12 protein-coding genes are annotated in these 12,667 nt (G+C 36.0%); 8 read left to right on the top strand and 4 right to left on the bottom strand.

The genetic code is table 11. From position 1 onward, the window contains the following. The first annotated feature begins 243 nt into the window (after positions 1 to 243). The 6 genes from AsAng_RS02760 to AsAng_RS02785 all read left to right on the top strand — a co-directional run bounded on the left by AsAng_RS02760 (position 244) and on the right by AsAng_RS02785 (position 6,183). A complete protein-coding gene (locus tag AsAng_RS02760; RefSeq protein WP_264791251.1) occupies positions 244 to 894 on the top strand; it encodes a hypothetical protein in 651 nt (216 codons plus the stop codon). 328 nt (positions 895 to 1,222) lie between these two features. Continuing rightward, on the top strand, positions 1,223 to 2,104 hold the full coding sequence (locus AsAng_RS02765; protein WP_264791252.1) for a hypothetical protein: 882 nt from the start codon (positions 1,223 to 1,225) through the stop codon (positions 2,102 to 2,104). Positions 2,105 to 2,403: 299 nt separating this feature from the next. After that, positions 2,404 to 4,521 (top strand): hypothetical protein, encoded by a 2,118-nt coding sequence (locus AsAng_RS02770; RefSeq protein ID WP_264791253.1) that lies wholly within the window; start codon positions 2,404 to 2,406, stop codon positions 4,519 to 4,521. A gap of 52 nt (positions 4,522 to 4,573) precedes the next feature. Further along, positions 4,574 to 5,233, top strand: coding sequence for a hypothetical protein (locus tag AsAng_RS02775; RefSeq protein ID WP_264791254.1), 660 nt, complete (start codon positions 4,574 to 4,576; stop codon positions 5,231 to 5,233). Positions 5,234 to 5,257: 24 nt separating this feature from the next. After that, positions 5,258 to 5,464: a hypothetical protein gene (locus tag AsAng_RS02780; protein WP_264791255.1), complete on the top strand. Its 207-nt coding sequence runs from the start codon at positions 5,258 to 5,260 to the stop codon at positions 5,462 to 5,464. Positions 5,465 to 5,517: 53 nt separating this feature from the next. Beyond that, positions 5,518 to 6,183, top strand: a complete 666-nt coding sequence (locus AsAng_RS02785; protein WP_264791256.1) for a hypothetical protein — start codon at positions 5,518 to 5,520, stop codon at positions 6,181 to 6,183. Between the two features lie 149 nt (positions 6,184 to 6,332). Here AsAng_RS02785 and AsAng_RS02790 read toward each other — a convergent pair whose 3' ends face one another. The 3 genes from AsAng_RS02790 to AsAng_RS02800 all read right to left on the bottom strand — a co-directional run bounded on the left by AsAng_RS02790 (position 6,333) and on the right by AsAng_RS02800 (position 8,127). Further along, positions 6,333 to 6,764, bottom strand: a complete 432-nt coding sequence (locus AsAng_RS02790) for an OsmC family protein (RefSeq protein ID WP_264791257.1) — start codon at positions 6,762 to 6,764, stop codon at positions 6,333 to 6,335. 123 nt (positions 6,765 to 6,887) lie between these two features. After that, on the bottom strand, positions 6,888 to 7,205 hold the full coding sequence (trxA, locus tag AsAng_RS02795; RefSeq protein WP_264791258.1) for a thioredoxin: 318 nt from the start codon (positions 7,203 to 7,205) through the stop codon (positions 6,888 to 6,890). A gap of 94 nt (positions 7,206 to 7,299) precedes the next feature. Then, positions 7,300 to 8,127: a helix-turn-helix domain-containing protein gene (locus AsAng_RS02800; protein ID WP_264791259.1), complete on the bottom strand. Its 828-nt coding sequence runs from the start codon at positions 8,125 to 8,127 to the stop codon at positions 7,300 to 7,302. A gap of 277 nt (positions 8,128 to 8,404) precedes the next feature. On the opposite strand from AsAng_RS02800, the gene AsAng_RS02805 reads away from it, so the two are divergent. Beyond that, a complete protein-coding gene (locus AsAng_RS02805) occupies positions 8,405 to 9,838 on the top strand; it encodes a sugar transferase (RefSeq protein ID WP_264791260.1) in 1,434 nt (477 codons plus the stop codon). Between the two features lie 396 nt (positions 9,839 to 10,234). Next, positions 10,235 to 11,545 carry a polyamine aminopropyltransferase gene (gene speE / locus AsAng_RS02810; protein ID WP_264791261.1) on the top strand — a complete coding sequence of 437 codons (1,311 nt, stop codon included), beginning with the start codon at positions 10,235 to 10,237 and terminating at the stop codon, positions 11,543 to 11,545. Positions 11,546 to 11,667: 122 nt separating this feature from the next. Here the strand turns inward: speE and porD are convergent, their stop codons facing one another. Continuing rightward, positions 11,668 to 12,585, bottom strand: a complete 918-nt coding sequence (gene porD / locus AsAng_RS02815; RefSeq protein ID WP_264791262.1) for a type IX secretion system protein PorD — start codon at positions 12,583 to 12,585, stop codon at positions 11,668 to 11,670. Between the last annotated feature and the right edge of the window lie 82 nt (positions 12,586 to 12,667).

The raw sequence follows: 12,667 nt of genomic DNA on the forward strand, positions 1-12,667 counted from the left end.
TAATGGCTGAATACTTTTTGTTTCTTTAGACAAGATTCAACGATTAACGAACTATGATTTTGATAGATTGACGCATGCAAATCCTTGGGTTTGCATGCGTTTTTTATGTCTCCTAATGGTTGTATTTTTTGTTCTCATGATATGCTGTTACAAAAACAATGTATTGTGTGATAAAACAGCCTTTTGTGTGCTGTGTAGGTTGGGTTGTTGAAAATGCAGCCACTTTTTATAAATAATTGTAGTATGAAACAAGCCCTATTGGTATTCTTATGTAGTCTCTGTAGTTATGGCATGGCACAAGAATGGAAAACCACTGAGACAAGAAGCGGGGATACACTTGTCCAAACTCAAATTTATGTCAATGAGAAAGGTGAAAAAATAGAAGACAGCACTCAAACGCATAAAATTGTATCAAAATATAGAAATTATTACTTGCTTAATTGGGAACGTTTTAGGTTGGACGGAACTGCCGCAGAGGATGAACGAGGGGTGCATAGAAAGGTGATGTTCTTGAAAAAATTTTTTAAGTTTTACAATAAAAACCAAAAACCGTTACGTTGGGTGCGAGATGCCTATCATTATGAACAAGGAAATGCAACCTATTGCATTTTTAAGTACAACGAACGGGGGGATTTAATCGAAGTACGCTTTTATAGGGATAAAGTAGAACGAGATCCGACTACTGGAATTATTGTTCGAAATAGATTGAATGCGATAGAGGCCTATGAAGGCATGGTACATCGGTATCAATTTAAATACTTCTGGAATCGAAAGATCTTAAAAGAGTATGCTTATAGTATAAAAAATGAATTTATTGACAAACGAGTTTTTGTTGGTAAACGGGTCAATAAAAAAAGAAAAAAAAAGAAAAATAGGTCTGCCTTAAAACCATAGCTTAATACGTTGTAAAATGATTATCAAGCTTTGTTCTGTTACAAGTGATTTAGAATGTTGAAATAGCCATTCGTTTTTTAATAAAAAAGTAGCGACTCAACCCAACCTTTTGACTTTTGACCCCATCTTATAAGATAGACGTTTCCCAATTATAAAATTAAAGCATCTAAACTTAGGGTTCTTGGACAAACTCATTCTCGATTTATGGTGAAAGAGAAGGTCTAAAGAACAATTTTTATTAAAGACCTTTTTGAAACAAAGGCTAATTAGCGGTATTCTTTGAATATCTCAGGTAAAAGAATATTTTTGCAAAAAAACAAAAGAGAATATGATTAAGTTTTATCAGGTATTGGGATTAATAATTATGGTGGCAATGGGGAGTTGTATAAAAGATAATAACCCCTCGAAACCAGCTTATATTTATGTTGAAAATATTTTTTTTGAATCAGATACCGCACAAGGACAGGGCAGTTCTTCTTATGATATTGTAGATGCATGGATCAGTGTAGATGGGCAGCAATTGGGAGCCAATAATCTTCCTACTACTTTTCCTGCTATCTTGGATGAAAACTTTGCAACGAATAGCGTTAGAATATCAGGAGGGATCAAGGATAATGGAATTACGAATACAAGAGCAATTTATCCATTTTATGAACCTTATGTTGCTAATCTAGTCTTAGAATCAGGAAAAATAGACACCTTCCGCCCAACGCTAAAATATGCTTCGAATGCGCATATTATACTGGTGGAAGATTTTGAAAATCCCAATCAGGCTATTTTTAATGAGGATCTGGACAAAAACCCTAATACAAAGATGATTCATCAAAATACAGAGGTTTTTGAAGGTAATTATTCTGGTTTGATGGTACTAGATAGTGCCAATTTAGATTGTACAGTAGCTACTTCTACCCGTTATTACAATCTTAGCTCTGTTGCTTCTTCACCTGTTTATATAGAGTTAAATTGCAAAACAACTACCTATGTTGAGGTTGGTTTGATTGCTCATTATGGTGCGAGCAATACAGAAATATTGTACAAGGGGGGAGTAAATCCATCGGATACTTGGAAAAAGCTCTATTTTAATTTAACAAACGAAGTCTATGGGACTCAGGCAACAGAATATTCTGTTGTTTTTAGAGCTTTAAAACACCCTAGTCTAGACGCTGCTCCTAAAGTTTATCTGGACAATATTAAGTTATTGCATTTCTAATTGCCTACCTCAATAAAGCAGTAAGAGCATATATTAGTGCTAGGTATAAAATATACCTAGCACTAATATTTTATGGGGCAGAGTGATCTGTTGAAGTAAAAAAAATGCATAAAATAAATAAGTTTTATAAATTGATTTACAGTCTTTTATAGTGTTTTATGTTGTGTTGTATGAAAAATAATCATATTTTTGTTTTAAAGAATAAAAAGTGATAGAATTGCTTATAGAGGAGCAAATTCCCCGCTTGTTAAAGCATTGTTCCTGTCTTAGTTCTATTTTTTTCATTCAACTTATTTTTTATGAATCACCCAATTTTTCAAAAAAGCATTTTTTTGCTTTTTTTGTCCTTGAGCTGTTGGGGCTGCCAAAAGGAAAAGCTATCCATGCACAACAACACTACTCAAACGCCATCTTTACCTCCAACCGTAGTAGGAGCAAGAAGTTTAAACGCAACCGTTGAGCAAACCGTCCTTGGTGCCAAGCGAGTTAATCCTTATACGGTCGCCAATATGACCGCCGCATGGAATCAATTGTACCCTTCCGATAGCGAAACCGCATTGCCTGCTACGCATTGGTACGTTCGGTTTCATCCAAAGACCCCACAGGAATTTAAAGTACTACAAGAAGCCATCAATTCTTATGATGTAGCCAACAACGACATAAACGAAAATGATCCTCATTTATTTGATTTTCCCTTGGAATATGAGATCGAGCAAGCAGGTAACTTTTACCACGATCCAAGTCTTCCAGCAGGAGCAATCACCTATCAATATGCAGTGGTTAAACCCGACTTTCAATTTCCTGTAGGAGTCGCTTATACCCTTATTGATGAATTGGTCTTAGCCCCTTATTCTTCTTTTTTAACCGCAGAAGCCTTTCGCCGTACAGGCAATGATTATTACAATGCGAAGAATGAGCTAGTCAACTTTTGTGCGCCTACTTGTCCCAATTATCCCAATTGTCTAGCGGATGATGTGGATTGTGATGGAACAACCACAACCAATGGTGGCACCATACAGCCCTTTGGGCTTCCTTGTCGGCTGGGACCTTTATGGCCTTTTTGTTTGCACAATGCCACCGTTACAGGCTTACCGACCAATACAGGAGGCACGACAAGTAATCGCTGCGATTGTCCAATCAGCGTTTTTGGCAGCAAACCTGGGGGCTGTGTACGAGTAGAAGACACCCAATTGGGTTGGGAAGGAGTGAAAAATGTAGAAATCTACATTCGGGATCTGTGGTTTACAGGCAGAAGTGTTTGGACCACCAATGAGGGCTGTTGGTACATTCCCTTTAATTATTTTGGTCCTATTCAAGGTTTTTTAAAATACGAAAGCAATCGACTCAAAATAAGTGGTCTAAGAGATTTGTATATTGCAGAGTTTGGGCATCCCATTGTTCAGAATTTAGGCATTCATATTTCAGGTTATAACAACTTAAATATTCGACATCATCGGCATACTGACAATAGCAGCCTACACAGAATGCTTTGGTTTGCTTCCTTAACCAATAATGCGGTTTATGAATACGATTGGTATGCTGCACAGGAAGGGCTACCACCTGCTGCTCCTGATCTGAATATTATGTTGATGAATGAAGGAGGTGCGGCTTCTGCTCCCATGTTATCTCATATTATGCGAACAAGCCCAGGAGCAGGGATGACGATTGCAGGAGGTTTTAGTTTTGTAGGCACAACGGCTGGTTTTACGACCATGGGCTTAGTGGATATGTTTTTGCCAGGTACGGGGGCATTGGTAGGGACAATGATGCCTTTGTTTTTAACCCACATGTTGGCTAATTTACCTGATATAATTTATCAGTATGGAGGGCGAGAAGCTCGAATTACATCAGATAAGGTAAAAGAAACGATTTATCATGAATGCGGGCATGCGGCTCATTATTACGCCTTGACGGATAAAAACGAATATTGGGTTGGCAATATTCAACGAATTATAGCCAATGGAGGTTATGGTCTTAAGGGGACTACAGATTATGAACGATGTGCTTTAATTGAATCGTGGGGCTATCATATTGGTAATTATTTTGCGGATTTACATTATGGTCGAAATAATGAAGTTTCTTCTAGATTTTCAGCTTTTGAAGAGCAAGAACGAGAACGGTTTGTTTATCGAAAATCCGAAGAAGATAACCCTCATAATCATTATTATCAGAATTTATATTGGTTGCAAAAGGGCTTGTATTGGGATTTAATGGACGATCGAACACATAACGGACCACCATTAAATGTTCCAGATCCAGTAAAAGATAGCGTATCAGGTTTTACCAATGCTGAAATTTTTTCAGCCTTAACGACCAATAGTCCTGAGTTAGTCCATGAGGTAAAAGATGCACTAATTAATTTTCATCCTAATCAAAGAAATGTCATTGATACTTTATATAAAGAGTATGGCTATTAATTCATCATACAAGCTTAGAAAAACTCTAAGCTTGTTTTTTAATGTTATTGTGATGTATAAATTATATGTTTTTCTATTATTATTTTCTTTGGCTGCTGCTTGTGGGAAAAGACATTCAGGTTGTTATATTGAATATGGTTTTGAGTTTCCTCTGTCTGTCACTCCTAACGATGTTTTTTCTATAGGCGATACCATCTGGTATGAAATGGATTTGCCCAATCAATTATTGGATAAGAATAGTGGTAACTATTTTGATTTTACGAACTATGAACTTTTTTTTAATTTATCTACTAGTAAAGTAGATACGAATTTTGTTTATGGGGCAACTCATTTATTTGATATTTATGCAGAAATAGGGACAGTAACTCAAGAGGTCAATTCTTTTGTTTATACCCATTTTCATTTTAAAAGCATTAATGAAAAGCGATTTAAAATAGGCTTAATTCCTAAGAAAAAAGGCTGTTATGATTCTTCTATTCGTTTAGCTAATGTTTTTATTGATAAGGAAGAAAATAATGATTTAAATATAGGAGATACGGATTGTTGGGAATATTTATGGCCTGACACTTATGCGTTTACCAATAATGGGCAATGCAATCATTATTTAGTAGATGGTATATGCCAATATTCTCCTTATGATAGTCTCTTAATTTGTAGTGTAGATTCTGTACATTTTACAAAGGGAGCTTACGCCTTTTGTGTAAAGGATTAGAAAAAAGGCTTGTATTGGGATTTAATGGACGATCAAACCCATAATGGTCCCCCATTAAATATTCCCGATCCTGTAAAAGATAGTGTATCAGGTTTTACCAATGTCGAAATTTTTTCAGCCTTAACTACAAACAGCCCTGAGTTAGTTCATGAGGTAAAAGATGCACTAATTAATTTTCATCCTAGTCAAAGAAATGCCATTAATACTTTATCAAAAGAATATGGCTATTAATTCATGAAAGCAAGCATAGAGTTTTTCTAAGCTTGTTTGTTAATGTTATTATAATGTCTAAAATATATGCTTTGTTGCTACTATTGTTGGTCGTTGTAGCTTGTAGTTTAAGAAATAGGAGAGCTGATTTGTTTTATAGTTTTGATTTTCAGTTGACAATGCCCGTTCAAGATACCTTTTCAGTAGGAGACACGATATGGTATGAAAAAGATTTATACCATCTCTTATTCGATAAAAATAATAACCATTTTTTTGAGCTTAAAAACTATACCCTTTACTTTAAATTACTTAGCCACAAAAAAGACAGCACTCTTGTGGAAGATGCAACTCCTTGGTTTGATACGTATACTGGAATAGGGGAGGTGACAAGGACTTCCGATTATTTTGTATACGTTTATTTTTTTTTTGAAAGTACGGTTGATCGGAAATTCAAGATAGGTTTGATTCCCAAAAAAGCGGGACATTATAGCGCAAGCCTCTGTTTAGCCAATATTTTTTATAGCAGGCGAGAGATGAATTATTTGGATCTTAAAAATCCAATTTATTGGCATTATCGCTACCCCTATAGGAATAATGGAGCATCTAATCAGTATACAATAAATGGAATAGAACTAGAGGTTTCTAAGGATAGCCTATTGATCTGTGATAAAAGCGCCGTTGAGGAGAAAGAAGGGGTTTATGCTTTTTATGTAAAAGAGGCATCTATTTTGCCGAATTAAAACGGGGCGGCTATAGATAAAAATTCCTCAATTTGAAACTAGTGCTTTGTTTCTAGTTTCAAAATGAGGAATTAAATGCTAGGGTAGATTGATCCACTATTTTATGGATAAAATACCTTGGGATAGGTCAACGAATGGCATACCAAAACTTAAGCATTAACAGCATCAACGAGTTCTGTTGCCGATTCAATTTCCCAATCACCTTCCACCATTCTATGGATATAACAGTTGTCTGCCTGTTTTAACAATTCAACCTTTTGTTCTGGGCTGATGTCTCCTTCAATTTTTAGGGCAACCTTAACTTTAGAAGTTAGCTGACCATCCTTACCTCTTTTAACGACTAAAGAAAGTTGACCGTCAACATCACGAATTAAGTCTTCCCAGCCATTTTTGCGAGCAATATAACGAACCGTTGCTACTTTGCACATGGCCAAGCTTGATAGAATAAGATCCGTTGGTGCGAAACCTAAATCAGTACCTTTGCTTTTGATGGGTTCATCTCCAAGAATAGAATGTTTACCGTTGTCAATAATACTTTGGAAGCCTGTAGGAAGATTTTTGATGTTAATTACAGTTGGCATGGTTTATATTTTTTGTTGATGTACAGGACAAACCCAGTTTGCTGGCTCATGAGCACTTTGTTTAAGTTTATCCTGCACTCAGATTTTTGTATAAAATGAATAAATATTAGAAATCGTAGTTGTTTAGCGGCTATAGGCAGCAAACTTGGAGTTTAAAGCAGCCTCTGATTGAAAGCCAACCAGCTTTTCTTTGACAGCTCGATCTTGTATGAAAAATAAAGCAGGAATGCTTCTTACGTTTAATTTAGCAGCCAAGGCGTTGTTTTGATCAATATTGACTTTTGCCACTTCAATTTTGTCACTATATTGATTGGCTAATTTTTCGACGGTTGGCAACAAGGCTTGGCAAGGACCACACCAGTCGGCATAAAAATCTAGCAAAACGGGTTTGTCTTGGCGAATGATTTCATTAAAATCTTGAACACTTTTTATCTCTTTCATTGTTTTTTGTTTTTGATGAACTGATGTAACAAAGATGAGACAAAAAGAGTGGCGAGTGTTAGCCGATTTTTCCTAAGAAGTTGTCAATTTTTCCCTAGGGTTGATTTTCTCGAAAATCAGAAGGAGAGAGCCCTTGTTTTTTCTTAAAAAAGCGACTAAAAGACTGGATGTCATTGAACCCAATTTGGTAACCAATTTCGGAAATAGGTTGCTTGGTATAACTAAGCAATCGGCGAGCTTCCAACATTTTTCTATTTTGAATAAGCTCTAGAGGCGTTTTATTGCTTATCTTTTTGAATAAATTCGCTAATGTTTTGGGGGATTTATTGAGCAAAGTGGCATATTCTGCAACAGTGTGTTTCTCTTTGAAGTGTTGTTCTACTAAAAAATTAAAGGCCTTAATTAAATCAATTTTATGGGGTTCAATTTTTGCGTAGTTGTTCTGACTTTTATAAATTCTGGTGCACAGAATGAGAATTCGTTTCAGCATCATTTGCAACATTTCTAGTTGTAAATTGTCTCTAGATTCCATCTCAATGCATAACATTTTCCAGACCGTATCCAATATATCTGCATCTTGGGGAGATAAGTGGATAATGGGAAGGTTGGAAGAACCAAAATACAAAATACCTTTGCAGCTAACTTCACTGTCGTGGTTGGCAATACAATAAAACGGTCTATTAAAACGAAGTAATTTTAAGGATTGAATTTGTTGCGGTTGTACTCGGTGAAATTCTGTTAAACATAAGATTTGGTTATTGTCAAAAGAATATTCTATCGCATCAATGACTAAGCGATTATCATCAGAAGTAAACCACAACAAAGAAAGTTGCTCGTCCTCAATTTCTTTTAATAGATAACAATTGTGTTGGGTTATATCAACGACTTCAAAGTATTCGTTGGTACTGCCTAAGTATTTCATTGATTTAAGTTTATCCTTGGGAACAAAGTAGAAGTTAAATTATTTCTTCTTAATACAATATATTTACCGCTGATTTGTTCGCTAAAATAGAAAAAAATGAGTTTACAACGATACGATTACACGAGTAATAACGCTTAATATAAGGGGGGAAATCGAACTTTTATCTCCGTTCAGATTATTGCACGATTATTGTTGCACAATTGGCAATTAATTTTAGTATCTTTGATGCGAAAAAACAATCTGCACAATCTAATTAGTACACGAACTACATTTCGGGATGAAGTCTTGGCGACTACCCAAAGGGGTCTTATTTTATGCTTTTGTTGATTATTTAACAGCTACATTAGCATGGTTTTTATTTGTAGTATTTAGGCGAGTTATTATAGAAGGTAGACCTTTTGAAAGTTCTATTTTTCAAGATAATAATTTTCTGTACAGCATGATAGTTGTACCAATAATCTGGATAATGGTTTATATTATTCTGGATAGTTATCGCAATGTGTATAGAATGTCTAGACTGGCGGAGTTTGCACGAACTATCTTTTCTAGCTTGGTTGGCGGACTATTGTTGTTTTTTACCCTTCTTTTAGACGATTTAGTAAATTATTTAGGTGGTTATCACGCCTATTACTTGGCATTTGGTGGTTTACTTTGTATTCATTTTTGCTGCACAGTTTTTGCTAGAATGTTATTGCTAACAATTGCTAGCAATCGAATTCATTCAGGAAAATTTTCCTTTAATACCGTGATTATTGGATCGCATCCTAAAATTGAATCCATTTATTTGGATATAATCAATCGGGAGCGTCAGTTGGGGTATAATATTGTGGGCTATGTTTCTATAAAAGACCAAGAAAAACATCCCTTGGCGGAACACCTCAATTCGTTGGGAACAATAGAAGGGCTCAATGATCTTCTAATTCATAAGGAGATAGAAGAAGTAATTCTTGCCTTAGACAAATCGGAACATACCAAACTCAAAAAATTGATTGGAGCATTGGATCGTCATAGTTACAATATCTTGGTGCGGGCGATACCTGAAATGCGAGCGATCTTATTGGGCAAAGTAAACATGCCCAATGTTAGGGGAGCAGGCTTATTGGAAATCAAAACTCATTTTATTCCAATTTGGTTGCGTATAATGAAACGAAGCGTTGATGTGGTTGCTTCTTTATTGGTCTTAATTCTATTTAGCCCGCTTTATCTTTTTGTTGCGATTCGAGTTCGACTGTCTTCTGAAGGACCTATTTTTTATAAACAGGAACGAATAGGGCGTTATGGCAAACCATTTATGATTTATAAGTTTCGTTCCATGTATTTGGATGCAGAAAAAGGAGGACCACAGTTGTCTTCTGATACAGATGATCGCTGCACTCCTTGGGGGCGGATAATGAGAAAATATAGATTGGATGAGATTCCTCAATTTTGGAATGTACTCAAAGGGGATATGTCGTTGGTAGGACCACGCCCAGAACGACAATTTTTTATCAATCAAATTGCACAAAGAGACCCCAGAGTACACAAATTGCACAAGGTGCGCCCTGGAATAACTTCTTGGGGACAGGTACAATATGGTTATGCATCTAATGTAGATGAAATGATTGATCGTCTAAAAATAGACCTTATCTATATTGAAAATTTAACCTTAGGTTTGGACGTCAAAATTATGATTCATACGGTATTGGTGATTCTTAGAGGAAGTGGGAAATAACCAAGGATTGAGTTAGATGATACCGTCTATTAACCAAAGAGCTTGAACAAGGATTTAGCCGTCTTTCTGTGCCCCCAAAAGCATAGAACTCACCAGATCGCTTTGGAAATATTAACACTTTTTGCTGCTTAGTGAATAGGAACTTTAATCAAATCCATTTTTTTTAAACTTCAGTATGCCCTTGCTAAATAAGAGAAATACCACTTAAAATACGACTAGAATCCTGTATATTTGCATACCGTACTCAAGAGCTTGTATGGGCAACTATTGCAGGACAAAAAGGTAAAGCAAAAACAGACTTGTATCTAATGCTTTAGAGATCGTTATATTTTTAATTTTTGCTCTAAACCTTTGCCCTGTAGAAGAAACTATTAATTAAAAAATTATCTTTTTAGTATGAGTAATGCACTAGGACGACACATATTAGTTGAATTTTTTGGTTGTTCAGCTACCATTCTTAATGATGTTATTATTATAGAAAGGGCAATGGTCGAAGCTGCCAAAGCAGCACAAGCAACAGTTATTAATTCCACTTTTCATCATTTTTCTCCTTATGGAGTTTCTGGTGTCGTAGTTATCCAAGAAAGTCATTTGGCAATACATGCTTGGCCCGAATACCGTTATGCAGCAGTTGATATTTTTACTTGTGGCGAAGAAGTAGATCCTTGGGTTGCTTATGATTATCTCAAAACAGCATTTGAAGCACAACATGGTTCTTCTATGGAGCTAAATCGTGGGCAAAAAGAATTATTAAAGCGAATAGATGTGGATTATTTGGCCAAAGATCGTGGAGAAGCAGAAGGAAACTTACAGCCAGAATTTAAACGAGATGTTTGGTTTACAGATAAAGACGAAAATATTGCACTTTCATTGCGTCATACGGGGAGCTTATTATACAATGAACAATCGCCTTATCAACGTGTTCGGGTGTTAGAAAGTTATGCCTATGGCAAAACCTTATTGATTGATGATATGGTTATGGCAACCGAAAAGGATGAATTTATTTATCATGAAATGATTGCACATGTTCCTACCTTTATTCATGGTAATCCCAAGCGAGTTTTAGTGATTGGAGGAGGAGATGGAGGAACAATTCGAGAATTATTTCGCCATGCTAGCATTGAAGAGATTGTAATGGTAGAAATTGACGAGAAGGTCGTTGAAGCGTCTAAATTGCATTTGCCCCAACTGTCTTGTGAGTTTGACAACCCCAAACTGGATTTGCGCATCCAAGATGGTATTCAATACCTAAAAAAATGTGAGGCTGCTAGCTTTGATCTTATTATTATAGATGGTAGTGATCCAGAAGGTCCCGCCAAAGGTTTGTTTAGTGCCAATTTTTATGAAGATGTACATCGAGCATTAAAACCCAATGGTGTCTTAAATCTACAGAGCGAAGGCCCCTTATTTAATACGGATGCCTTCTTAGATTTGAACCAATGCATCTCTGCTATTTTTGGAGCGGACTCTGTTGCTTGTTATTTGGCTTACATTTCAACTTATCCAACGGGTATGTGGAGCTTTACAACTGCTCAAAAAGGCAAAAAACTAAATTATACCAATTTTGACTTGGCAGAAGCGGCTATATTTTCTCAGCAGCATAATTTGCAATATTATACCCCTGAAATACATTATGCAGCCTTTGCGCTACCTCCCTTTGTGCGCAAAATGATTCAGGAACGAAATGCACCTTCTTTAGTGGAATAAAAAGAGCATCTTAGTACCCTTTAAAAGCAGAGGAGATATTGTATCAACAATATCTCCTCTATTAATGATATGGGATGATTAAAGCAACCTAAAACCATCTAGCAGTCCATTTCAAAAAATGATTATTTTAATAAGGCACGATAATCGTTGGCACGAGTACCATCCAGTTTGACCATAGTACTATAGACCTTACGTTTCGTGTTAAAATCAGCGACTTGAAATAGATTGATAATTTCGTCCTTCTTAGCATCTGAGAACAACTGTACCCACATAGAGTTGGGGTTGGATTGGTTGGCAGCATCAATGGTCTCTAAAGCACTCAAAATAGTGGCTAAGCCTTTTTCCATTTGACCCTCTTGAGCCATGCGATCCAAACCTAGCATATAATATTGGTACATGGCACGGCGCATATCTTGCATACGAGGACTCAACAAATTTTCGATGATCCAATAGCGACTTCTATTAACGATGCCACCACTTCCCGCAGTCCACCCTTCAGCTGCTCCACGAGGTACGGTATTCAAAATGTCTTGTGCTTTTTGAAAATGTTCTTCCCCTCCCAATTCAGAAAAAGAATCGTAATCCATTCCTAAAATAACATAGGCATAAAAGGCGAGGGTAGAAGTAAGGTTGGATGTATAGGTATTTTCAGAAAAATCTAAACGCTCATATTCTCCATAAGTAAATTCAAATTGTTTGTCTAGGTTCTGAAACAAAACAGAATTATAACCACTGTTATAGACAGGGCGACTAGCCTGAATGGTCATTTGTCCCTTAAATTGCGTCTGAGAAAGCTCTTGATCAATGGTAATTACGATATTTAACTCAATGCGCTCTTCTGGTTCAAAATTATCCTCTACCCAATTACGAGTATTCATAAACTCTTCAATGGCTGTTTGCAAATTTTTAAAGATTTTAGGATCTACAGATTGGATCTTTGGTGTGTTAATGGTTACTGTAGTATTAAAATCTTGAGCATTAGAGGATAAGCTAAAACAAATTGCAATGAACAGTACGCTTAGTTTTTTTATTAATCTCATGTATCCTTATTACATTAATTTGTTGAACAAGCAACAAACTATTATGATGAATTAATTTTATGTTATTAGACCTCACTCATTA

Origin of the sequence: Aureispira anguillae, assembly GCF_026000115.1 — a bacterium.
In the GTDB taxonomy this organism is placed as follows: domain Bacteria; phylum Bacteroidota; class Bacteroidia; order Chitinophagales; family Saprospiraceae; genus Aureispira; species Aureispira anguillae.